The sequence below is a fragment of the Halopseudomonas sp. genome (genome assembly GCF_036961105.1).
Taxonomy (GTDB): Bacteria; Pseudomonadota; Gammaproteobacteria; order Pseudomonadales; family Pseudomonadaceae; genus Halopseudomonas.
The window spans coordinates 49704-72686 of the sequence record NZ_JBALWW010000006.1 but is presented as its reverse complement, the minus strand read 5'-3'; the positions used below and the strand labels follow the sequence as shown (position 1 = coordinate 72686).

Genomic DNA, 22983 nt, shown 5'->3' with positions numbered 1-22983 from the left:
TCGCCTGGCTGGCGAGCCAAGGGCACCCAGCTGAGCGGCCCTTCGGGTTCGCTGCGTTACTCGCCCACTCAGATGGGAAACTGGGTCCGTGCGGTGGCTTATATTTAGTCCCGCTTCGTAGGGTGGGCAACGCCGCAGGCTTGCCCACCATGGTGGAGGGCTTAGGCCATCCACCCTACTCTTGCGGCGCACAACAAAAAGGCGCCCGCAGGCGCCTTCATCGTTCAGTTGCTGTGCTTACTGACGCAGCTTGTCGGGCCGAATCAGGAAGCGGGCCAGGGCTGGCAGCAACCAGAGCGCGCCGAACATGTTCCAGAGGAACATGAAGGTCAGCAGGATGCCCATGTCGGCCTGGAACTTGATCGCCGAGAAGATCCAGGTCGCCACGCCGATGGCCAGCGTGAAGCCGGTGAAGGTTACCGCCTTGCCGGTGGTCTTCAGGGTTTCGTAGTAGGCCTCGTCCAACGGCAATCCCTGGCGCAGGTAGGATTCCAGACGGCTATAGATATAGATGCCGTAATCCACCCCGATACCCACACCCAGTGCAATTACCGGCAGAGTAGCCACCTTGACGCCAATCCCCAGGAAGGCCATCAGCGCATTCGCCAGCACAGAGGTAAGAGCCAGCGGGATGATGATGCAGAGCACCGCGCGAATCGAGCGGAAGGTCACCAGGCACATAAAGATTACCACCGCGTAAACGGTCAGCAGCATCTTGGTCTGCGACGCCTCGATCACCACATTGGTGGCCGCCTCGATACCGGCATTACCCGCTGCCAGCTTGAATTCCAGCTCGTCGGTGTTGTACTCCTCGGCAAAGGCCTCCACCGCCGCCGTCGCCCGGCTCAGCGTTTCAGCCTTGTGATCATCCAGGAAGACCATCACCGGGGCCAGCGAGCAGCTGGAGTTGAACATACCCGAGGGGGCGCGGCTGATGGCGTTGTTCAGGTTGTCCTGATTGCGCGACAGCCCCTGCCATTTCAGGTTGCCCTCGTTGTTGCCCATGATCACCTGTTTGGCCACGGTCACCAGTGACACCGCCGACTGCACGCCATCAAGGTTGTTCATCTTCCATTCCAGTTGGTCGATGGCTTCCATGGTCTCGTAAGCGGAACACTGCTCCGGCGGTGTTTTCACCATGACGACCAGAATGTCCGAGCTGGTCGAATAATTGTCGATGATGAACTTGTTGTCGAGGTTGTAGCGCGAGTCTGCCCGCAGCTCCGGCGCCCCAGGGTCAAGGTCGCCGATAGCCACGTTCTTGCCGTGATAGATACCAAAGGCAAAGGCCGCAATCGCCAGCAAAATGGACACTGGCGCCACCTTGCTATGGGCAAAGCGCGCCACCGCCAACCAGGTCTTCTGCGGCCGTGCAGCGCGCTCACGGTTACGCTCCACCGCGCCCTTGCTGATGCCGATATAGGACATCAGAATCGGCAGCAGCATCAGGTTGGTCAGGATGATCACGCCCACACCGATGGAGGCAGCGATGCCCAGCTCACGAATCACCTCGATCTCGATCAGCAGCAAGGTGACAAAACCAACGGCATCGGAAATCAGCGCCACTATGCCCGGGATGTAGAGCGCCCGGAAGGCGCGTCGCGCTGCATCGTAACTACCCTGGGAGGTGGGATACTCGATGGCCATGCCGTTGATGATCTGCACGCCATGGGAAATACCGATGGCAAACACCAGAAAGGGCACCAGAATCGAATACGGGTCCAGACCAAAGCCCAGGGTACGCAGCAAGCCCAGCTGCCAGACCACGGCAATGACCGAACACACCAGGGTGGTCAGCGAGCTCTTCAGACAGCGGGTAAACATCAACAGCAGTACGAAGGTAATCAGCAGCGCGGCAGCAAAAAACATCACCACCTTGATGATGCCTTCGATCAGATCACCCACTTTCTTGGCGAAGCCGACAATGTGCACCTTGATATTGGGATTTTCAGCCTCGAACTTCTGCCGAATTTTCTCTTCCAGCTGGCGGGAGAAATCGCCGTAGTCGAGCTGAATCAGCTCGCTCTGGTTTTCGGGGTTGGGATAGGCTTCCTGCAACGGCACGTCGATGATGGTCGACTTGAAGTTATTAGCCACCAGCCGGCCGATCTCGCCGGATTTGAGCACATTGGAGCGCAGCTCTTCCAGGTCCTCCTCGCTCGTGTAGGACGGCCGGTTGGCCACCGGCCCGCCGTCAAAGCCGTATTCGGTTACCTCGGTCCAGCGCACATTGGGCGTCCACAACGAGCGCAGGTTGGAGCGATCAACGCCAGGCAGAAAAAACACCTCATCATTGATGCGCTTGAGCATCTCCATGTATTCGGTTGAGAAGATGTCACCTTCTTCTATCTCCACCGCAATACGGATCGAGTTGCCCAGATTGGGCAGGTCGTTCTCGTGCTCGATCATGTTGACGATGTAAGGATGTTTGAGAGGAATCATCTTCTCGAAACTGGTATCGGGCTTTACCTGCGCCGCCTGATAGCCAAAAAACACGGTGAGCAGGGCAAAGATCAGCAGTACTGCAATCCGATTATTGAAAATCAGCCGCTCCACTATGGGCGCGGTCTCCTGATGGTGCTTCGACATCCAGATTCTCCCGGTAGAAACTTATTGTTGTGAGTCGATGGGGGCCTCAACGCTTCCCTTGACTACCCCGTGCTGGCCAACCATAAGCAGCTCGCCATCGGGCAAGCGCTTGGCCGTGGCCAGGGCAATACGGTCAGCCCGTGTGTGCGTCTCGAAGCTGTCGCCCCGATCATCGCTGGTCAGTACCACGCCGCCCGACCCCACCACCACGAGGTGGCCATCGGCGGAGAGAGTGCCACCCAGCAGAGTGGCTTCGGGAGCCTGGTTGGTAAATTCAGCGACCTGCCAGCTGTGACCGAAATTGTCCGAGCGATAGAGGTTGCCGCGTAGTCCCCAGACCACCACTTCGCCGGTCTGGCCAGTACCGGATACGCCGAACCAGGTGCCGTCATAAGGTGAGGTCTCGAGCGTTTCCCAGGTATCGCCATAGTCGGAGGAGCGATACATGCTGCCCATCTCGCCAACCATGAACAGACCTGCGTTATGAACGGGGGCAATGGCGTTGTAGTGCATGCCGTATTCGTTATCGATGCTGTCGCTGCGGTCCTGCCAAGTGGCGCCACCATCGTCGGTGCGCAGGAAGATGCCGTAGGCGCCTACCGCAAAGCCGGTCTGCAGATCACGGAACCACACATCCATCAGCGGTCGCTCAAGCAGGCCCGGACCTTCAGGATCTGCAGGCTCATCCAGCGTGGGATCGCGGTACTGCATTTGCCAGGTCTCACCGCCATCACTGCTGTGCAGAATCACCGCATCGTGGCCTACTGCCCAGCCATGTTTGGCATCCGCGAAATAGACCGCAGTCAGCAACTGCCGGACCGGCACATCAGCCTGGTCCCAACTCTTGCCTTGGTCATCGGAATACAGAATATGACCGCGACTGCCTACCGCGACCAGCCGATCGCCAGCGGTCACCAGATCAAGCAGCAGCGTGGAACTGGCCAGATCGGACATGATGGCCGGCTTGGGCGCTTCGGCAATAGGCTCGGCTTGCTGCGCCATGGCAGCTGGCGCCATCAGCAGAGCTGCGGCCAGACCAACAGCGCGCAGCATGGGCTGGCCGGTGTATGAGTTACGGAGGTTCGGACCTCGATTCGGGCAAACTGTCTGGTCTGCAGATTGAGTGCGCTCTTCGTTGCGCTCACGCATACGCCATTCCCCTTATTGTTGTCAGAAACCCGCCAACTGAGACGGAATCAACAATACTAACGAGGAGGCACCCTGCTCGCCAACGGCTCGCGGTTATCTTTTGTTAATCAGCATATTGATAACAGTTCGACGATTTTCGCCGCAATATGACGTAACAACTTCTCGTCAATCGGTATTTCTTGCGCATAAAAAAACCCGCCGATCAAGGCGGGTTTTTCTACAGCACGCTGTTATCAGTGACTCAGCTTGCTGCCCTTGGTTTGACGAATTTTCTCAGGGTTGATCAAGAACCGCGCCAGTGCCGGCAACAGCAGCATGGCACCAATCATGTTGACCAGGAACATGAAGGTCAGCATCAGACCCATATCCGCCTGGAACTTGATCGCCGAGAAGATCCAGGTCGCCACGCCGATTGCCAGACACAGACCGGTGAACAGGACTGCCTTACCGGTAGAGCGCAGGGTCTCGTAGTAGGCTTCTTGCAGCGGCATGCCCGCCCGCAGGAAACTCTCCAGTCGACTGTAGATGTAGATGCCGTAATCCACACCCACACCCACACCCAGAGCGATTACCGGAAGCGTGGCCACCTTCATGCCGATCCCCAGGAAGGCCATCAGGGCATTACCCAGCACTGAAGTCAGCACCAATGGCAACACGATACAGATGGTGGCCGGGAAGGAACGGAAGGTCATGAAGCACATGACACCTACCCAGATATATACCAACGCCAGAATCAGCAGCTCAGAGCTGGAGATAACATCGTTGGTGGCCGCTTCGATACCGGCATTACCGGCAGCCAGCTTGAACTCCAGGGTATCGGTGTTGTACTCGGCAGCAAACTCTTTAACCGCATCGGTAGCACGGGTCAGAGTATCGGCTTTATGGTCATCCAGGAAAATCATCACCGGCGCCAGAGAACAGGCGGCGTTGAACATGCCCGACGGAGCACGACTGATAGCGTTGTTCAGGTTGTCCTGATTGCGCGACAGGCCCTGCCACTTGAGGTTGCCCTCGTTGTTGCCCATCAGCACCTGCTTGGCTACGGTCACCAGTGAGACGGCCGACTGCACACCTTCGAGGTTGTTCATCTTCCACTGCAGCTGGTCGATGGCTTCCATGGTTTCGTAGGCAGAGCACTTCTCTGGCGGCGTCTTGACCATCACCACCAGAATGTCGGAGCTGGTCGAGTAGTTCTGGATAATGAAATCGTTATCCAGGTTGTAGCGCGAGTCGGGGCGCAGCTCGGGTGCACCGGCATCCAGGTCACCAATCTTGATGTTGCGCTCCTGATAGATGAAGCAACCCACACCCACCACCACCGCTGTGACCACCAGCCAAGGTGCTACATTGGGATGAGCCACATAGGACATGGCGCGCCAGAACGGATGTTCGCGTACCGCGTCGCGCTTGCTGCGCTCGATCGCCTTCTTGCTGATACCCAGGTAGGAAATGGTTACCGGCAGCATGATCAGGTTGGTGAAGACAATCACGCCGACACCGATGGAGGCACCGATGGCCAGCTCGTGAATCACGCCAATATCCATGACCAGCAGCGTGATAAAGCCCACGGCGTCCGCCAGAATCGCGATCATGCCCGGCAGGAACAGCTGTCGGAAAGTACGGCGCGCAGCGGTCAGGGCGTTGTCAGCCTCACCCGATTGCAGAGCAATACCGTTGATCTTCTGTACCCCGTGGGAAATACCGATGGCGAAGATCAGGAAAGGCACCAGCATCGAATACGGGTCCAGACCAAAGCCGACCAGGTTGATAAGACCCAACTGCCAGATAACCGCGATGACGGTAGTAACCAATACCGAAACGGTACTGCGAATACACCAGGTAAACAGATACAGCAGTACGAAGGTAATCAGGAAGGCGATACCAAAGAAGGCAACAACCCCCATCAGACCATCAATCAGGTCCCCCACCTTCTTGGCGAAACCGACGATGTGGATCTTGATGTTGGGGTTCTCGGACTGGAAGCGGTCACGAATCTTCTCTTCCAGCTGGTGCGAGAAATCCTTGTAATCCAGACGCAGCAGCTCGCTCTGGTTTTCCGGGTTCGGATAGAACTCCTGCAACGGCACTTCAATGATGGTCGACTTGAAGTTGTTGGCAACCAGACGGCCGATTTCACCGGACTTGAGCACATTGGCGCGCAGCTCGTCCAGATCATCTTCATTCAGATACGAGGGGTGGTTGGCTACCGGGCCACCGTCGAAACCGTACTCGGTCACTTCGGTCCAGCGGACGTTGGGTGTCCACAACGAACGCAGGTTGGAACGGTCTACCCCCGGCAGGAAGAACACCTCATCGTTGATCTGCTTGAGGGTTTCCATGTACTCCGTGGTGAAAATGTCGCCATCTTCAATCGCCACCGCAATACGAATGGAGTTGCCAAGGTTGGCCAGGTCATCCTGGTGCTCGAGCATGTTGACAATATAGGGGTGTTCCAGCGGTATCATCTTGCCGAAGCTGGTATCGGGGCGAACCTGCAGCGCCTGATAGCCGAGAAACACGGTAATAATAGAGAACAGCATTACGACGATCAGGCGGTTGTTGAATACCAACCGTTCCATGAAAGTCGCGTTTTCCTCGTCGCGGGACATCCACATTCTCCTGGCTTGTAATTATTATCAGTTGGCTTTGAGACCGTTCGCAGCGGCGGTTGAAACGCCGTGCTGGCCTACAAGCAAGATTCGACCGTTGGGCAGCACCTTGGCCGAGGCCAGGGCTATGCGGTCAGGACGGGTGGAGACGCTGAATGTCTGGCCGCCATCGTGGCTGACCACCACCACGCCGCCGGCACCTACTACCGCCAACTCACCATTGGCTGAAACGCTACCACCAAGCAGCGTGGCGCCCGTAGCAAGCTCTACCTGCTGCCAGCTGTCACCGAAATCGGTGGAGCGGAACATGTTGCCGCGCAGCCCCCAGACCAGCACCTCGTTGTTCTGGGTGGTGCCGGAAGCGCCAAACCAGGAACCGTCATAGGGCATCTCGGTCAGGGTTTCCCAGGTATCGCCATAATCGGCAGAGCGGTACATGGTACCCATCTCGCCGGCAAGAAAGAGGCCTGAACCCTTGATGTCAGCCAGGGCGTTGTAATGGAAACCATCAGGGTTATCCACCACGTCGCTAAGATCTTCCCAGGTCTCGCCGCCATCATCGGTGCGCAGGAAGATGCCATAGGCACCGACCGCAAAGCCGGTCTTGGCGTCGCGGAACCAGACGTCCATCAGCGGACGCTCAAGCAGGCTGGGACCTTCGGGATCCACAGGCTCGTCCAGCTCCGGGTCACGGTACTGCAAGGCCCAGGTGGCGCCACTGTCGGAGGTATGCAGAATCAGCGAGTCGTGACCCACTGCCCAGCCGTTCTTGTCATCGACAAAATACACGGCTGTGAGCAACTGGCGTACCGGCACTGCAGCCTGCTGCCAGGTGCTGCCCTGATCGTCGGAATAGACAATATGCCCGCGCGCGCCCACAGCGACCAGCCGCTCACCAGCGATGGTGGCGTCCAGCAGCAGCTCGGAAGCGGCCAGTTGGGATTCGATTGCGGGTTTGATGTCTTCGGCAGCCTCGGCCAGGCTCACACCAGGCGCGGCAAAACCGGCAACGGCGGCAGAGAGCGCTAACGTTGAGAGAACTGAACGAACAGGAAATTTTTGCTTGCTGGTCGTTTGAAACAGGTTCGCACGAACCATGAATGGAGCGCGCCAATTGACAGGCTTACGCATACACCACCCCTCTTTGTTTTTATAAGGTGCCCTGCTCCGCAAGGGAACGATGAACAGATGTCGCCATGCCTGGAGGCTGACAGACAGAGTCTGGTTCAGCTATCGCTCCAGCGGACAAGGCATATTAGAGGCCTACTAGATACCGCACAAATACCTCTTGGTAATTTTTTATTAATATGTCGGCCTTGCGCTGACGAAGTAACTCATTTATCGCGATTTAACTCAAGCCCCTCTTGGTGCTATCGAGGGGCAATTTGCCACCATCACCGGCTCATGCCAGTGACTTGCTGACCACCTCATAGACATCAGGTGATAGCTTCTCGGTCGCCAGAATCCTCGCCAGCTCCTGCTGCATCAGCTGCTGGCGATCCTCGGCAAACTTGCGCCAGCGGCTGAGCGGCGTGACCAGCCGCGCCGCGATCTGCGGATTGAGGCTGTCCAGTTCGATGATGCGTTCGGCAAGGAAGCGATAACCGGCGCCATCAGCCCTGTGGAAGTTGACCAGATTCTGGTTGGCAAAGGCGCCAATCAGTGCCCGCACCTTGTTCGGATTGCGCAGCGTGAACAACGGATGCTGCATCAACGCTTGCACCCGTTCCAGCCCGCCCGGCAGCGTGCTGCCGGCCTGGATGCTGAACCACTGATCCATTACCAGCGGATAGGCCGCCCAGCGCTCGGCAAAATGCTCGAGTGCCGCCTTGCGCTGCTGCTCGAAGGGCGAGTTGACCAGTGCCACCAGCGCCGCCTGCCGGTCGGTCATATTGTCGGCCTCCACAAACTGACGAACACACAGCTGCATGACCGCCGGATCCTCGGTCAGCATCAGGTACCCCAGCAAGGTGTTCTTCAAGCTGCGTGCGGCCATGGCAGCAGCGCTGGCGCTGTACTGCCCTCCTGCCGGCAGACTGTCGAAGCGCTGTTGCAGCTCAATCTTGAGCACCCGCGCCAGCTCGGTGCGCAGCCATTCACGGGCAAAGTGGATGGCTTGCACGTGGGCAGTGTCAGCCAACTCGACCAGGTAGGCCTCGGACGGCAAGCGAATGATCTCGGCTACCATCGCCGCATCCAGCTCGGCATCGGCCAGCACCGTACGGTAGATCTCAGCCAGACGCTGATCCAGGTGCAGTGGGCGCCCGGCCCGATGAATCTCCACCAATCCCTGAAGCACCTCAACCGCCAGGCTCTGGGCCGCTTCCCAGCGGTTGAAACCATCAGGATCGTGCTTGGCGAGAAATACCCGCTCGTCGCGACTGTAGGGGTAGTTCAGCTTGACCGGGGCGGAGAAGCCACGCAGCAACGAGGGCAGCGGCTCCTGATCAACATTGGCAAACACGAACTCCTGCTCGGCCTCGGTGACCGACAGCACGGTTTCAGTGCCCAGAGCATCTGTCTGCCCAGCCAGTTGCAGTGGCAATTCCCCACCCTTGCTGTCGAGCAATGCCATGCGCACCGGAATGACCTGCGGCAACTTCTCGCTCTGCCCCGGCGTAGCCGGGCAATGCTGACGGAAACTCAGGCGGTACTCGCGCCGCGCGGCATCGTACTGACTGGCCACATCCAGGCGCGGCGTACCGGCCTGGCTATACCAGCGCTTGAACTGGCTGAAGTCCGCGCCATTGGCGTCTTCCAGCGCCTGGATAAAGTCGTCGCAAGTGACCGCCTGGCCGTCATGGCGCTCGAAGTACAGATCGGTACCCTGGCGAAAGCCCTCTGGCCCCAACAGGGTATGCAGCATGCGCACCACTTCCGCGCCTTTCTCATAGACCGTCAGGGTGTAGAAGTTGGATATCTCGATAAAGGAATCCGGTCGCACCGGGTGGGCCATGGGGCCAGCGTCTTCGGCGAACTGGTTGGCACGCAGGAAAGTGACATCTTCAATCCGCTTGACCGTGCGCGAGTTCATGTCGGCAGAGAACTCGGAGTCGCGGAACACGGTAAAACCTTCCTTCAGCGACAGCTGGAACCAGTCGCGGCAGGTCACGCGATTGCCCGACCAGTTGTGAAAGTACTCGTGCGCCACCACGGCCTCGACGCGCTGAAAGGCCATATCGGTTGCCGTGTCCTGCTGCGCCAGCACGCAACTGGAGTTGAAGATATTCAGCCCCTTGTTTTCCATCGCCCCCATATTGAAGTCGTTGACCGCTACGATCATGAAGATATCCAGATCGTATTCGCGGCCATAAACCTCTTCGTCCCAACGCATGGAACGCTTGAGACTATCCATGGCGTGGTCGCACTGTTCGCGATTTTCCGGCTCGACATAGATACGCAGGTCGATTTTCCGGCCGCTCATGGTGGTAAAGCTGTCCTGCAACAGGCACAGATCGCCGGCTACCAGGGCAAACAGGTAGGCCGGCTTGGGGAACGGATCTTCCCAACTGATCCAGTGGCGCCCGCCTTCGTGCTCGCCGGAGGCGATGGGGTTGCCGTTGGAGAGCAGCACCGGGTAGCTACCGCGATCGGCAACCACTGTGGTGGTGAAGCGACTCATCACATCCGGGCGGTCGAGGTAGTAGGTGATCTTGCGAAAACCCTCAGCCTCGCACTGAGTGCAGAACATGCCGCCGGATTTGTAGAGTCCTTCGAGCGCGGTGTTGTTTTGCGGCTCGATCCGCGTGGTGATGGCCAGCTCGAAACTCGGGCTGCGCGGTTGCAGGCGCAGGCTGTCGTCGTCAACCTGATAGTCGGCCGCGCTCAGCGGCTGGTCGTCCAGCTCGACCGTCAGCAGCTCTAGCAACTGTCCGTCCAGCACCAGTGGCGGCTGGTCGCCTGCGACGGCCGGCTTGTCAGTGTTCAGGCGCAGGCTCAGACGGCTATGCACCAGGGCGTGATCCTCGAACAGCTCGAAGGTCAGCTGGGTTTCATCAATCCAGTAGTCGGGCTGCTGGTAGTCTTTCAGGTAAATGGTCTTGGGTTGTTCGGTACGCATGCAGTGCCCCGCTCCGGCCGTGGCCGGGAAATGAAAATCCCGTCCGCCGCGCTGGCGCGGCAGTCCTGAAAACGCGCTGTCAGTTGACGCTGAAGGCCAACTGATAGGCAGTATATTTGCGAATATTGATGACGGCGGTATCGAGTAGTAGATATTGACCCTTGATACCCAAAAGTGTGCCCTCCAGCAAGGGCACCTTGTCCAGATTGGCCGACTGGGGCTTGGCCACGTACTGCTCCACCGGATAGCGAATCTGCAGGGGCTCGATACCGGTAATCGGTTGAATGGCCTGCAGGCCATACTGCGCCTGCAGCGCAGCTATGCCCTCCCCGGCCAGCCCCAGCAGACGCTCGCGCTCGACTATCAGATCCAGTTGCTCGGGCTCACCGCGCAGCAGCGCGCGCCAATTGGTCTTGTCGTCCACGTGCTGGCGCAGCAGATCCTCCACCAGACCCGACTGCTGCCGGGTGGCAACGCGCAGAATCGGCAGCGCCTGACTGGCGCCCTGATCAATCCAGCGGGTAGGAATCTGGGTGGCGCGGGTAATACCTACCTTCAGGCCAGACGAGTTGGCCAGGTACACCACATGATCAGTCATGCAGAACTGCTCGCCCCAGGCCGGCTCGCGGCAACTGCCCAGATGGTAATGGCATTTTTCCGGACTCATGATGCAACTGTCGCACTGCGCCAGCTTGGCAAAACAGGGATAGCAGTAACCCTGGTTGAAGCTCTTCTTGGTCTTGCGGCCGCAATGCACGCAGTTGATCACGCCCAGCGCCTGCAGACGTATCTGCTTGCCTATGGCCGCATTCAGTGCAACCTGCTGTTCGCCCAGCGGCAAATGGTATTGCACCGGGCTTGATGGGTCACTCAGAGCGCCCAGCATTTTGCGCACACTGCCCTGTAATTCGGGGCCCTGCAATTCCGGCAACGACATCAGTGCAGGGTGTCCGAACCGGTGGAAAACAGAATATTGGGTACTTCCTTGCCTTCGGATTTGCAGGCCTGCGGCCCCATGTAACCGGTACGTTCTTCTTCCGGAAGATTGTCCTGCTCCCAGGCAATCATGGCCTGCAGGCAAAGCTCTTTCTGTTCCTGGGTCAATCTGCGCCCATCGGACCATTTACCGATTTCCACGGCCAGTTTGAGAGCAGCATATACATCCGGGGTGATATTGCGCAGCATGTCGATGAAAGTGGTCATCCGTACTCCGGCCAAAGGTGTAAATGGGCGCTATTGTAACCCGTCACCGGCGTTGCTGCAGCGCTCCGGCGATACTGCCGAGCAGGCAGCCGACCAGCAGACCGCTGAGGTGCGCAGCGTTGGCGATGGCGCCAAACCCCAACAGGGTGACCAGGCCGGACATGCACAACGCCAGCCACGCCAGCATCATCACCACCACGCCTTTGGGCAGCGCAAAATGGACGTTCGGGGCGATCAACTGGTACAACCAGCAATAGCCCAACAGGCCGTAAAGTACTCCGGACAGCCCGCCAAACAGCCCCGCCGTACCACTCCACCACCATTGCACGGTGTTGGAAATCACGCCGATCAAAAGGGTCAGACCCAGTAGCCAAAGGCCGCCGGAGCGCATCTCGATGCGCCGACCCAGCTCCCAGTACCAGAGCGCATTGAATGCCAGATGCAGCATGCCAAAATGGATGAATATGGGGGTAATCAGCCGCCACCACTGACTCATGTCGGGTTGGGCGGCAAGGTGGCCAGTGGGCTCCAGCGGCGTATAGGTCAGCATGACCACTTGCCGCAGATCGCTGCCCAGGCCGGTAAAAATTGCTACCAGTGCTGTCACCACCAGCACTGCCAGGGTGATCGGGATCAACCGCGGCGATTGCCGCCAGTAGGCCCGCGTGGGAGTTTCCCGGATACCGTCCACTGGACCGCGCGGTAACTGCTCCACCCCGCCCCGATGCAGCGCGCGAACTATTTCTGCGGTGGCTTCATCGACGACCCAGAGCACCTGCTTGCCGTTCTCCTCCACCACCCGGTGAACCACGCCACGCTGACGCAGAAAGCGCACCAGTGGCCGCAGGTCTTCTTCCAAGGGACAACTCAGCGCTCGTTGCATGCATGCCTCAGGCGTAATGGGGTACATCTACCCAAACAAAATGATCCGGATTCAACCGCCGCTCGCCATCCCATCGATAGGCCACCAGCTTGCCGTACTTGACCGCACTGTAATCCAGACAGGCCAGATTGGGCCGGATCGGCTGCGGGTAGCCCTGTTGCCAATAGTGACCGACAAAGAGAATCGGGTCCTCGGCAACATAGATCTGCAATGCCGCCTTTTGTTCATCTGAGAGTGCCAGCGCCGCTATGTCATGGGGCAAGGCATCGGGCTGAAACACCACATCACCGTAAGTCCGAGGAGCTTCTTCCCAGAACTTGGTACGGAAAGAGCCGCGGGTAAAACCATCCTTGCCGGTCATGGTAAGGCCGTCGGGAAGGCGCATGTCGGTGCCGCGCAGCAGGCGGTCCAGCGTCTGCGACTCAAAGCTGCCCCAGCGGCTACTGGCCAGCAGAAACGCCTCGTCGATACAGCCATCGGGGTGCTGGGCGCGAAATGGCTGGATCAGCCGATCATCCCAGCAGGCATGCACCAGGCGAATTTCCTGGCAGTCGAGAAACAGCGGCAGTTCATAGAACCAGTCCAGAAAGGCCTGCCATTCGTCCGGCCAGGCGGCGAATTGATCCAGGGTGTCACCAATCAGACGGCGATGGCGTTCGCTGTGCTCACGCATGAAGCTGCGGTCGCTGTCTGCCGGCGCCGGTGTGGCCCAGCACAGCGCGTTGAACTCATGATTGCCCATGATGCAACGCGCGCTGCCGACCTCCACCATATCCCGCACCAGATGCAGCGCCTCGCGGATGCGCGGCCCGCGGTCGATGATATCGCCCAGAAACAGCGCCTGACGTGATCGATGCTGCCAGACCCCGGCCTGTTTTTGATAACCCATCTGCTCCAGCAGACGCTCGACGGTACGCGCACACCCATGCACGTCGCCGATAATGTCGTAACCGCGCTCGCTCTCCAGCACACTCATCTACTGATCCGTGAGACGGCTGGACCATCCCAGTTTGCTGCGGCAGATGGCGTAGAAATTATGGTCCAGCGGATGCAGCAGACGCAGCTTCTGCGGCTTCTTGCGGATGGTGATACTGTCACCCGGCGCGCATGAAATGTGCACCTGCCCATCGCAGCTGACCTGCGGATAGATGCCGTTCTGCTTGGAGATGATGATTTTCAGCTCACTGTTGCCGTCCACCACTATGGGGCGGCTGGACAGCGTGTGCGGGAACATGGGCACCAGCACCACAGCGTCCAGCTTGGGGTGCATGATGGGGCCGCCAGCGGACAGGGAATACGCGGTAGAGCCAGTAGGCGTTGCCACGATCAGTCCATCGGATTTCTGACTGTAGACAAACTGGCCGTCAACGTAGAGCTCGAATTCGATCATCCGCGCCGATTTGCCCGGATGCAGCACCACATCATTGAGCGCTTCACTGGTGCCCAGTTGCTCCTCACCACGGCGCACAAAGGCATCCAGCAGAAAGCGCGTCTCGACCATGTACTGTCCTGCCAGCACCTCGCCTACCCGGTGCTCCAGCTCGTCCGGTGGAATATCGGTGAGAAAGCCCAGACCGCCGCGGTTCACTCCCAGCACCGGGATGTTGTAACGACATAGCGCCCGCGCGGCACCCAGCAGGCTGCCATCGCCGCCCACCACGATCACCAGGTCGCAGATCTCGCCCATCATCTTGCGCGAACACACCTGCTGCTGGTGGCCCGGAAACAGGTCAGCCACCGCATCCTCCAGGATTACGGTGTGTCCGCTATCGAGCAGGAAGCGCTTCAAACGCTTGAGGGTATCCACCACCCGCCCGCTGCCGAGTCGGCCGATTAGCCCGATATTGCGGAACTGGTCCATAGCACCTCGTTGTTTGTTCGCTTGAGAGATGACCGGACATGACAGACACTGGCCGGACTACATCCTCTTCTGGAATGGCGATTATTCCGCAGCCGGCCCTGCGCTGGCAAATCAGGACCTGATACATGTTGCCGGATTTCACTCACCCCATGGTACGCGACCTGGCCTGGCTCGCCTTCAGCGGCCCGCTGTTGACCGAGGTTGCTCTACCGCTGCGCGATCCCTTGCGAGACTCCGTCTGGCGGCGGTACCCCGAGCAGTTGCTGGCAGCCTTGCAGCGACTGGACGCCGAGCCTGGCCAACTGCCGGCCTTGCTGGCACAGACCCGCGACCGCCGTCTGGGCAATTACTACGAGCGCCTGTGGCACGCCTTGCTGAGCCTGGCGCCCGACGTGGAGATTCTGGCGCACAACCTGGCGCTGCGCGAAGCTGGCCGCACTCTTGGCGAGCTGGATCTGGTCATTCGTGCCGCCAATGGCGAGATCGTACATCTGGAGTTGGCGATCAAGTTCTATCTGGGCAGACCGGAGCTGCAAGAGACAGACAGCAATGCCGATTGCAGTGATGCCGCGCTCTGGTGGGGCCCTGACCCGAGCGATCAGCTGGCGCGCAAGATTCAGCGCCTCAAGGAACACCAACTACCGCTTGGCCGTCATTTGCAGAGCGGCGGCAAATCAGAGCTGTTCAGCCATTACCCCGGGGCATTGCCGCAGCCGGATTGTTCCGCCGCCTGGCTACAGGGCTGTCTGTTCCAGTCGGCAGCGCAGCGCATGCCGCCGGCCTGCGTGCAGGCCGCTCAGCCAGCAGATCGGTTATGGTGTCACCGCAGTGAAGTTGAATTATGGCTGCCAGCAAATAGCAAATGGATAGCGCTACCGCACAAGCACTGGCTGATGCCGCCCAGGCCGGAAGAGGCAGAACTCTTCAGTCCGGCGCAAATGAGCAGTGTATTTGAGAAGGCAAGAGCACTGCAGCCGGTGATGTTTATCCGCGCAGACCCGGCGGGTGAATACCAGCCGCTCCGCGCAGACCGCCTGATTTGTGTAGCTGACGGCTGGCCGGCCTGATCAATCGATATCGGTTGAGGTGCGGCTCTGCAGTTTCACCAGGTCGCGTTTCAGCGCAACATTGAGTTTCTGCTGCTGGGCCAGCTCCTGCTTGATATCGAGCAGTTCACCCTGGACGATTTCCAGGTGATCGGCGTGGGTGCCCTTGAGCTCGGCAAGCGCCTGATCCTTTTCCAGGGTCAGCGCCTTGAGACGATTACTCAGCAACTCGATCTGGCGCTGGTACTCGCGAACCTCCAGTGCGTGCTGCTCAAGCACATCGTCAAGTTCATCGCTGTGCGGGGCGCTGGATTCGATAGGCAGGAGCGTGGTGTTGTCCGGATCAATGATTACGCCACTGCCGTACCAGGTATCTTCGGCGGCGACCTGGAGGCGTTCCGGGGAAAGTATGCTGATGGCTTCTTCGTCATCGCCCAGAATACCCAGAGAATTGCGCGTCACCGCGTCCTTCACCAGGGCCAGATCATTGGTACCGGCGCGCTGGCCGGGTTTCCACAGCAGGGGGCGATAATTGGGCAGTTTGTTGTAGCCCAGACAAACCAGGCGAATAGGACCGCCGCCCATGTCCGGACCGCGCTCGGCTTTCTCCGCCAGTTGGCGCAGCGGCATGTTCCACAGGCGGTTGACGTAACCGTCCAGATCGAAGTCGAGCGTAAAGAACACCGCTGCGCGAACCTGCAGCCGCGAGTTGATCTGTACGAATACCGCTTCGACGGTTTCATCGGCGAATTCGGGGGACGCCACGAGGCCATCCAGCAATGCTTCAAACTCGGGGAACAACATCTCCTTGCAGATGCCGCGCTCCGAGAAGAACATCACCGCCTCAGTGAGCATTGGCCGTGTTGCTGTGCTCATCATCTATCTCCTTGCCCTGCTCAATACTCTGCGCCTTTTTTCCGGCAAATGCATCCCGCACGCCTGTAAGGCAGCAAGTGTAGGGAAAAGGTTCATGACCTTATGTGATCGATTTGGCAAGCAGCCTATCTGCTGGCATAAAATCGTCATGGCAGAGGTGGCGCGGGCTGGAGACGAAAGCCGTGAAACGGGAAGACCGACACCGCAGCAGCGGTACAGCTGCGGTGCCGGCAGAACAAACTCAGATTGCCGCAGCCAGACGCGAGCCCTGATCAATCGCCCGCTTGGCGTCCAGCTCGGCGGCCACGTCGGCACCACCCACCAGATGCACCGGCTTGCCCTGCGCCTGCAATACCTCCTGCAACTCGCGCAGCGGCTCCTGTCCGGCGCAGATAATGATGGTATCTACCGGCAACACCCTGGGCTCACCTAACTCGCCGATCTGAATGTGCAGGCCAGCGTCGTCGACTTTCAGGTACTGCACCGCATTGAGCATCTGCACCTGCTTGCTCTTCAACCCGGCACGGTGAATCCAGCCGGTGGTCTTGCCCAGACCATCGCCGACCTTGCTCGCCTTGCGCTGCAGCAGATAGACCTCGCGCGCCGGCGCATGCGGCTGAGCCTGAATGCCGGCAATCCCGCCGCGCGCCTGTAGCTCAGGATCGATACCCCACTCTTTCCAGAACAGCTCAACACTCAGACTCGGGCTCACCCCCTGGTGAGTAACGAACTCGGATACATCGAAGCCAATACCCCCGGCGCCAATCACCGCTACCTTCTGCCCTACCGGCTTGCGCTGCTGGATCGCCTCCAGGTAACTGATGACCTTGGGATGATCGATACCGGGAATATCCGGCGTGCGCGGCTTGATACCGGTCGCCAGAATCACCTCGTCGAATTCGGCCAGATCAGCTGCATCAACTCGCCGGCCCAACTGCAGGCGCACGCCGGTTTTTTCGATCAGCTTGCTGAAATAGCGCAGGGTTTCATAAAACTCTTCCTTGCCAGGAATCAGCTTGGCAATGTTGAACTGACCGCCAATCTGCTCGGCGGAATCGAACAGCGTTACCTGATGGCCGCGCTCGGCCGCAACCGTTGCTGCCGCCAGGCCAGCCGGGCCAGCGCCCACCACGGCAATGTTCTTGACGCTGGTGGTAGCTATGTAGTTCAGCTCGGTCTCGTGGCAGGCGCGCGGGTTGACCAGGCAACTGGTCAGCTTGCCGCCGAAGGTATGGTCCAGGCAGGCCTGGTTGCAGCCGATACAGGTATTGATCTCGTCGGCCTTGCCAGCCGCGGCCTTGTTGACAAATTCGGGGTCGGCCAGAAACGGGCGCGCCATGGACACCATGTCGGCATCGCCCTCGGCCAGGACCTGCTCGGCTACCTCAGGCGTGTTGATGCGGTTGGTAGTGACCAGCGGAATGCTCACCTCGCCCTTGAGCTTGGCGGTCACCTTGGCGAAGGCCGCACGCGGCACCTTGGTGGCTATAGTGGGAATACGCGCTTCGTGCCAACCGATGCCGGTATTGATAATGGTGGCGCCGGCCTGCTCAATGGCCTTGGCCAGCATGACTACTTCACCCCAGGTGCTGCCACCTTCAATCAGGTCGAGCATCGACAGACGATAGATGATGATGAAATCGTCGCCGGTTGCCTCACGCACCCGTTTGACGATCTCTACCGGCAAACGCATGCGATTCTCATAGCTGCCACCCCAGCGGTCGGTACGCTTGTTGACATGACTGACCAGGAACTGGTTGATGAAATAACCTTCCGAGCCCATTACCTCAACACCGTCATAGCCGGCCTGTTTGGCCAGCGCGGCGCAATGGGCAAAATCGGCGATCTGCTTCTCGATGCCCGCCTCGTCAAGCTCCTTCGGCGTAAAGGGATTGATGGGCGCCTGCACCGCACTGGCCGACACCTGCTTGGGGCTATAGGCATAGCGGCCGGCATGCAGAATCTGCATGCAGATCTTGCCGCCTGCCTCGTGTACCGCTGCGGTCACTATCTTGTGCTGCTCGGCTTCTTCGGGCGTGCTCATCTTGGCCGCACCGTGAGCTACGCAACCCTCATCGTTGGGCCCGATGCCACCGGTTACGATCAGGCCTACGCCGCCGCGCGCGCGCTCGGCAAAATAGGCCGCCATGCGCTCGAAGCCATGGGGGCGCTCTTCCAGCCCGGTATGCATCGAGCCCATCAGGGTGCGGTTGCGCAAGGTGGTAAAGCCCAGATCCAGCGGGGCCAGCAGGTTGGGATAGAGCGTATGTGCAGTCATGGTTTACTCCGGCATCATCAGGCGGCATCACATCGAATAGGCCCGCGGGTACCTGCCCGGAGCCTGTTATGGCCAGAACAATAGGCCCAGGCGGGATGCCGCTCAATCACCTTAAATGACACATTCATAACCTTGAATTACAATCCCGTAGCCACCGCTCCCCCTTCGCGGGCCACTTGTAGAGCTATGCCCATGAAACTCGGCGACATCTCTGTCAGCTATCTGCTCAGCCTGCGCGCGGCTATTCAGCAGCTGCAGCTGGACCCTGCGCCCCTGCTGCGCCGCTTCGGCATTACCGACGCCTTGCTCAGCGAGCCCCACGCACGCATCAGCATTGCGCGCTTCATGCGCCTGGGCAATGCCGCCATCCGTTACACACAGAACCCCGCCATTGGACTGCTGATGGGCAACCATAGCCAGCTCAGCCACCTGGGCCTGGCTGGCATGACCGCGCAGTGCGCCCCCACGCTCGGCGAAGCCTTCGAGGTCATGGTTCGATATGAACGCCTGACCAGCCAGAACTATCGCGGGCATTCCAGTTTTGAAATTCCGGCGCTGCGCTTTTACTCCATCGCGCCTTACAACATGTTCAACCTGTTTGTCGTGGATTCTGCCCTGGCAGCACGTGCGTTAGCCGCCAGACAACTGACTGGCGCACAGGCGCAACTGCGCGAAGTGCATATCGAGTTTCCCGCGCCTACTTATGCAGCGCGCTATGAAGAGGTATTTCAATGCCCGGTGCTGTTTTCCCAGAGCCAGAATCAGCTGGTGTGGGAGCCGCGCAGCCTGCAGCTGCCATTGCTGCAGAGCGCGCCAGGCCATTATCAGCACCTGCTGTCCTTGTGCGACCAACGCTTACAGGAACTGACCCGCCATAGGGCCTTGCGCGAACGGGTCGAAAGCATTGTCGCGCCGCAGCTTCATCAACGGCTACCCAGCCTGGACGAAGTCGCGCGGGAATTGGGGTTGCCCTCCTGGACCTTGCGCCGGCGTCTGCAACAGGAGGATCACACCCGCTTCCAGGACATCATCGACCAAATGCGCCGCGACCTGGCGGTCAGCTACATTCGAGACACCGAGCTGGCGTTGGGCGAGATCGCCTTTCTCCTGGGATTTTCCTCACCGGAGGCATTTCAGCGGGCATTCAAACGCTGGAGCGGGTCAGCGCCCGGTAGCTACCGCCGTGCCCTATTGCTGGCACGCAACGCACAGGAGTCGATTTGATAACAGATAAATGCGGGGATGACGAGACAGGAAAAAACGAGAGGAAACAGCCACCTACTTTCTCTTTGTAGAAAACGCATGAAGAGAATTACATCTCTTCAGCGTCTTCTACCACTTCATCTTCACGTTGCTGCGCCTGCAGTTCAATCAACTCTTCAATATAGTCGCTCATATCGCCTCCCTTTTCTTCTTGGCGGTTCTGACATACTGCTATCGCAAGGTTTACGTTAGCCATGCCAGATGACATTCAGATGAAAGACTAGCGGCAAAAGTTCAACTCCAGCACCGGGTTGGCACAGAATTGTGATCAAGCTAACACTACGGCCGCCACTACCAGAACCGTACATTCGGCGACCTCCAACAGCGCGCCGGCGGTATCACCAGTGGTGCCACCCAAACGCTGCAGCAGCAGGCGACGCGCCAGCAGCGTCAGGACGATAGCCGTCATGAACGCCAGCAGGCCGACCAGGCCAAAACACAGCAAGACAACGGCGTTGCCCAGCAAAACCCACTGCAAACGCTGGCGTGGCATGGCGCGGGTCAGGCTCTCGCCCAGCCCACCGGCCCGCACGTAGGGCGTGGTCAGCAGCAGCAGCGGCAACAGACAACGCCCCATCCAGGGCGCAACCAGCAACAGACTCCAGAGCTGGTGCTGCAGCAGCAGCGCCAGCGCGCAGTATTTCAGCAATAGACACAGCAGTAGCGCCAGCACCCCAATGGGTCCGCAGGCCGGATCCTTCATGATCGCCAGGGTGCGTTCGCGATCGCCGTAGCCACCGATCCAGGCATCTGCGGTATCGGCCAGGCCGTCCAGATGCAGGCCGCCACTCAACCAGACCCAGGCAGCCAGCAACAGAGCAGCGCGCAGCGACACATCCACGCCGCTCAGTAGGACATTACCCAGCAACAACAAGAGCCCGAGCACCACGCCCACCAGTGGATACCAGAGCAGCGATTCGGCGCTTTCCTCTGCGCTGGGCGCGCGGCGCAGGCGCACCGGCAAGCGCGTGAGAAACTGCAGTGCCAGGGCGAAGGGCATCATGCCGGTAGCTCTGTCAGGCCGCGCTCTGGGTGATAATCCAGACGTACGCGCTCGGCATAACCGACCACCACTTGCAACAGTGCTGCCGGGGCCAGACCACGCGCACGCGCCAGTAGCAGACGCATCACGCCGGCGTGCGAGACTACCAGCAACCGCTCGCCGGCGTACGCCTCGTACAACCCCTGCAAAGCCGCGTCTATACGCTGAGAGAAGGCCCGCAAGGGTTCAGCTCCGGGCGGCGTAAAGGCATAGGGATCAGCCCAGAAACGTCCGAGTTCATCTGCCTGGGTCAGCATCAAGTCGCGCGGGTGCAGCCCCTCCCATTCGCCGAAGTGCAGTTCACGCAGGTCCGCGCAATGTTCGAAAGGCAGTTCCAGCCGCGCCGCGAGCTGTTCAGCGAAACGGGAACAGCGCTGCAGCGGTGAACTGACAATGCGCTGCCAATCGCCGGCCTGCGCCACAGCGGCCTGCATCTGCTGCCAACCCGCCGCCGTGAGCGCGTCATCCAGGCTGCCGCGCAGTCCGCCGCCCAGCTCGGTCTCACCGTGGCGCAGCCATTCCAGATACAGGGTCAAAACAGGCTGCCCGAGACCGCCGCTTCCTTGAAGGTAGCCATTTCATTGTGCAGTCGGCAGGCGCTTTGCAGCAGCGGCACTGCTACCGCAGCGCCGCTCGCCTCACCCAGGCGCATCTCCAGAGCGATCAGGGGTTCGGCGTCCAGCGCGTCGAGCAACTCCTGATGACAGGGTTCAGCACTGCGGTGACTGTAGAGCAGCCAGGGAATGATGCTCGGATTCATGCGCGTCGCGCAGAGCGCGGCGGCGGAGCAGATATAGCCGTCCACCAGTACCGGTATGCCCTCCTGCGCGGCAGCCATGTAGGCGCCGGCCAGGGCGGCAATTTCCAGCCCGCCGACCCGCACCAGCGCCTCTAGGGGGGAGGATATATGCGGTCGATGCAGCTTCAGGGCGGCTTCGATCACCCGGGTCTTGTGCTGCAGCCCGCCATTTTTCATGCCGGTGCCGGCGCCTACCAGACGCACCGCCGGCATATCCAGCAGCAGGCAAGCCAGTGCGCAGGCACTGCTGGTGTTGCCGATCCCCATATCGCCACCGATGAACAGGTCGGTGTCCTTTTCGCTACTGCGCAGCACTGCTTCTCGCCCGGCCAGCAGGGCGTGGGCGCATTGCACCTCGGACATGGCCGGCGCGTGCAGGAAGTTGTTGGTACCGGCTGCAATCTTCAGTTGCCGCACACCGGGCAGGGGACCGCTTTCGTCCACCAACCCCAGGTTGAGCAATTCGAGTTCGGCGCCGAGATGACGCGCCAGCACATTGATGGCAGCGCCGCCGCCGGCAAAGTTGGCCAGCATCTGCCCGGTGACTTCCTGCGGATACGCAGACACGCCCTCCTGAGCGATACCGTGGTCAGCTGCGAAAATGGATATCCAGATGCGCTCCATCGATGGTTGGCTGCGCCCCTGCAAGCCCGCCAGGTTAACCGCAAGCTGCTCCAGACGCCCCAGCGCGCCCTGCGGTTTGGTCAATTGTGTCTGGCGCGCCAATGCCTGCGCGCGTCTACCTGCGTCGGCGTCCCGCGCCCTTGTCTGCCACCAAGCTCCGTTCACACCTTTTCTCCCTTCAAGGTCTGCGGCAATCCCGCAATACAGACCACAACCCGGTCACAGTGTGCGGCCAACTGCTGATGCAGCCAACCGGATTCATCGACAAACCGCCGGCTCAGCTCCCCCATGGGAACCACGCCCAGCCCCGTCTCGTTGCTGACCATGATCACCCGCCCAGGCAACCCCGGCAGAGCGGCAAACAGCGCCTCGCGCTCAACAGCCCAGTGCTGAGGGTCATCGCTGAGCAGCAGATTACTGAGCCACAATGTCAGACAGTCGACCAGCAGGCATCGACTTGGCGCGGCCTGCTCGCGCAAGACCTGCGCCAGCGACCGCGGCTCTTCCACCAGAGCCCACTCTGCGGGACGCTGCGCACGGTGCTGGGCCACGCGCTCGGCCATTTCCCGATCACGCGGCTCACAGGTGGCGATATAGGTGACCGGCAAGCCGGACTCCACTGCCAAACGCTCGGCGAGTCGGCTCTTGCCCGAACGCGCGCCCCCCAGGATCAACTCATGCACGCTTCAGACTCCCAAGCT

At 59.8% G+C, this 22983-nt stretch carries 19 protein-coding genes; 2 read left to right on the top strand and 17 right to left on the bottom strand.

What is annotated here, in order from left to right; all coding sequences use genetic code 11:
* Positions 1-237 precede the first annotated feature (237 nt).
* The 10 genes from V7756_RS08540 to V7756_RS08495 all read right to left on the bottom strand — a co-directional run bounded on the left by V7756_RS08540 (position 238) and on the right by V7756_RS08495 (position 14354).
* On the bottom strand, positions 238-2589 hold the full coding sequence (locus V7756_RS08540) for an efflux RND transporter permease subunit (RefSeq protein WP_335609732.1): 2352 nt from the start codon (positions 2587-2589) through the stop codon (positions 238-240).
* 21 nt (positions 2590-2610) lie between these two features.
* Complete coding sequence (locus V7756_RS08535; RefSeq protein ID WP_335609731.1) at positions 2611-3642, bottom strand: WD40/YVTN/BNR-like repeat-containing protein; 1032 nt, start codon at positions 3640-3642, stop codon at positions 2611-2613.
* Positions 3643-3971: 329 nt separating this feature from the next.
* The gene (locus tag V7756_RS08530) at positions 3972-6347 is read right to left on the bottom strand and encodes an efflux RND transporter permease subunit (RefSeq protein ID WP_335609730.1); all 2376 of its coding nucleotides are present in this window, start codon (positions 6345-6347) and stop codon (positions 3972-3974) included.
* 27 nt (positions 6348-6374) lie between these two features.
* Positions 6375-7478, bottom strand: a complete 1104-nt coding sequence (locus tag V7756_RS08525) for a YCF48-related protein (RefSeq protein WP_442908980.1) — start codon at positions 7476-7478, stop codon at positions 6375-6377.
* Positions 7479-7749: 271 nt separating this feature from the next.
* Positions 7750-10407: an aminopeptidase N gene (pepN, locus tag V7756_RS08520; protein WP_335609728.1), complete on the bottom strand. Its 2658-nt coding sequence runs from the start codon at positions 10405-10407 to the stop codon at positions 7750-7752.
* Between the two features lie 79 nt (positions 10408-10486).
* Positions 10487-11344 carry a DUF2797 domain-containing protein gene (locus tag V7756_RS08515; RefSeq protein WP_335609727.1) on the bottom strand — a complete coding sequence of 286 codons (858 nt, stop codon included), beginning with the start codon at positions 11342-11344 and terminating at the stop codon, positions 10487-10489.
* Positions 11344-11610 (bottom strand): YeaC family protein, encoded by a 267-nt coding sequence (locus tag V7756_RS08510; RefSeq protein ID WP_335609726.1) that lies wholly within the window; start codon positions 11608-11610, stop codon positions 11344-11346. Before V7756_RS08510 ends, V7756_RS08515 begins: the two co-directional genes overlap by 1 nt.
* A gap of 43 nt (positions 11611-11653) precedes the next feature.
* Entirely contained in the window at positions 11654-12493 is an 840-nt protein-coding gene (locus V7756_RS08505) for a rhomboid family intramembrane serine protease (protein ID WP_335609725.1), read from the bottom strand.
* A 7-nt stretch (positions 12494-12500) separates the two neighbouring features.
* Entirely contained in the window at positions 12501-13463 is a 963-nt protein-coding gene (locus tag V7756_RS08500) for a metallophosphoesterase (RefSeq protein WP_335609810.1), read from the bottom strand.
* A gap of 6 nt (positions 13464-13469) precedes the next feature.
* Positions 13470-14354, bottom strand: a complete 885-nt coding sequence (locus V7756_RS08495; protein ID WP_335609724.1) for an NAD(+) kinase — start codon at positions 14352-14354, stop codon at positions 13470-13472.
* 125 nt (positions 14355-14479) lie between these two features.
* On the opposite strand from V7756_RS08495, the gene V7756_RS08490 reads away from it, so the two are divergent.
* Positions 14480-15421 (top strand): DUF1853 family protein, encoded by a 942-nt coding sequence (locus tag V7756_RS08490; protein WP_335609723.1) that lies wholly within the window; start codon positions 14480-14482, stop codon positions 15419-15421.
* Here the strand turns inward: V7756_RS08490 and V7756_RS08485 are convergent, their stop codons facing one another.
* Together V7756_RS08485 and V7756_RS08480 are read right to left on the bottom strand one after the other, a co-directional pair.
* On the bottom strand, positions 15422-16276 hold the full coding sequence (locus V7756_RS08485) for a hypothetical protein (protein WP_335609722.1): 855 nt from the start codon (positions 16274-16276) through the stop codon (positions 15422-15424).
* 241 nt (positions 16277-16517) lie between these two features.
* Entirely contained in the window at positions 16518-18554 is a 2037-nt protein-coding gene (locus V7756_RS08480; protein ID WP_335609721.1) for an NADPH-dependent 2,4-dienoyl-CoA reductase, read from the bottom strand.
* Positions 18555-18746: 192 nt separating this feature from the next.
* On the opposite strand from V7756_RS08480, the gene V7756_RS08475 reads away from it, so the two are divergent.
* Positions 18747-19778, top strand: coding sequence for an AraC family transcriptional regulator (locus tag V7756_RS08475; RefSeq protein ID WP_335609720.1), 1032 nt, complete (start codon positions 18747-18749; stop codon positions 19776-19778).
* An 88-nt stretch (positions 19779-19866) separates the two neighbouring features.
* Here the strand turns inward: V7756_RS08475 and V7756_RS08470 are convergent, their stop codons facing one another.
* From V7756_RS08470 to cobU, 5 genes are all read right to left on the bottom strand, one after another.
* Positions 19867-20013, bottom strand: coding sequence for a hypothetical protein (locus tag V7756_RS08470; protein ID WP_335609719.1), 147 nt, complete (start codon positions 20011-20013; stop codon positions 19867-19869).
* A 72-nt stretch (positions 20014-20085) separates the two neighbouring features.
* Entirely contained in the window at positions 20086-20820 is a 735-nt protein-coding gene (locus V7756_RS08465; protein ID WP_335609718.1) for an adenosylcobinamide-GDP ribazoletransferase, read from the bottom strand.
* Positions 20817-21395: a histidine phosphatase family protein gene (locus V7756_RS08460; protein ID WP_335609717.1), complete on the bottom strand. Its 579-nt coding sequence runs from the start codon at positions 21393-21395 to the stop codon at positions 20817-20819. The genes V7756_RS08465 and V7756_RS08460 overlap by 4 nt, the downstream gene beginning before the upstream one ends.
* Positions 21392-22447 (bottom strand): nicotinate-nucleotide--dimethylbenzimidazole phosphoribosyltransferase, encoded by a 1056-nt coding sequence (cobT, locus tag V7756_RS08455; protein WP_442908979.1) that lies wholly within the window; start codon positions 22445-22447, stop codon positions 21392-21394. Before cobT ends, V7756_RS08460 begins: the two co-directional genes overlap by 4 nt.
* Positions 22444-22965 carry a bifunctional adenosylcobinamide kinase/adenosylcobinamide-phosphate guanylyltransferase gene (gene cobU, locus V7756_RS08450; RefSeq protein WP_335609716.1) on the bottom strand — a complete coding sequence of 174 codons (522 nt, stop codon included), beginning with the start codon at positions 22963-22965 and terminating at the stop codon, positions 22444-22446. The genes cobT and cobU overlap by 4 nt, the downstream gene beginning before the upstream one ends.
* Positions 22966-22983: the final 18 nt, after the last annotated feature.

What these genes read in the sequence shown, in the direction of transcription:
- V7756_RS08470 (WP_335609719.1), bottom strand. Translation starts at nt 20,013, where the DNA reads ATGGCTAACGTAAACCTTGCGATAGCAGTATGTCAGAACCGCCAAGAA.
- V7756_RS08465 (WP_335609718.1), bottom strand. Translation starts at nt 20,820, where the DNA reads ATGATGCCCTTCGCCCTGGCACTGCAGTTTCTCACGCGCTTGCCGGTG.
- V7756_RS08505 (WP_335609725.1), bottom strand. Translation starts at nt 12,493, where the DNA reads ATGCAACGAGCGCTGAGTTGTCCCTTGGAAGAAGACCTGCGGCCACTG.
- V7756_RS08525 (WP_442908980.1), bottom strand. Translation starts at nt 7,478, where the DNA reads ATGCGTAAGCCTGTCAATTGGCGCGCTCCATTCATGGTTCGTGCGAAC.
- V7756_RS08510 (WP_335609726.1), bottom strand. Translation starts at nt 11,610, where the DNA reads ATGACCACTTTCATCGACATGCTGCGCAATATCACCCCGGATGTATAT.
- V7756_RS08495 (WP_335609724.1), bottom strand. Translation starts at nt 14,354, where the DNA reads ATGGACCAGTTCCGCAATATCGGGCTAATCGGCCGACTCGGCAGCGGG.
- V7756_RS08515 (WP_335609727.1), bottom strand. Translation starts at nt 11,344, where the DNA reads ATGTCGTTGCCGGAATTGCAGGGCCCCGAATTACAGGGCAGTGTGCGC.
- pepN (WP_335609728.1), bottom strand. Translation starts at nt 10,407, where the DNA reads ATGCGTACCGAACAACCCAAGACCATTTACCTGAAAGACTACCAGCAG.
- V7756_RS08480 (WP_335609721.1), bottom strand. Translation starts at nt 18,554, where the DNA reads ATGACTGCACATACGCTCTATCCCAACCTGCTGGCCCCGCTGGATCTG.
- V7756_RS08540 (WP_335609732.1), bottom strand. Translation starts at nt 2,589, where the DNA reads ATGTCGAAGCACCATCAGGAGACCGCGCCCATAGTGGAGCGGCTGATT.
- V7756_RS08475 (WP_335609720.1), top strand. Translation starts at nt 18,747, where the DNA reads ATGAAACTCGGCGACATCTCTGTCAGCTATCTGCTCAGCCTGCGCGCG.
- V7756_RS08490 (WP_335609723.1), top strand. Translation starts at nt 14,480, where the DNA reads ATGTTGCCGGATTTCACTCACCCCATGGTACGCGACCTGGCCTGGCTC.
- V7756_RS08530 (WP_335609730.1), bottom strand. Translation starts at nt 6,347, where the DNA reads ATGTCCCGCGACGAGGAAAACGCGACTTTCATGGAACGGTTGGTATTC.
- V7756_RS08535 (WP_335609731.1), bottom strand. Translation starts at nt 3,642, where the DNA reads ATGCTGCGCGCTGTTGGTCTGGCCGCAGCTCTGCTGATGGCGCCAGCT.
- V7756_RS08485 (WP_335609722.1), bottom strand. Translation starts at nt 16,276, where the DNA reads ATGAGCACAGCAACACGGCCAATGCTCACTGAGGCGGTGATGTTCTTC.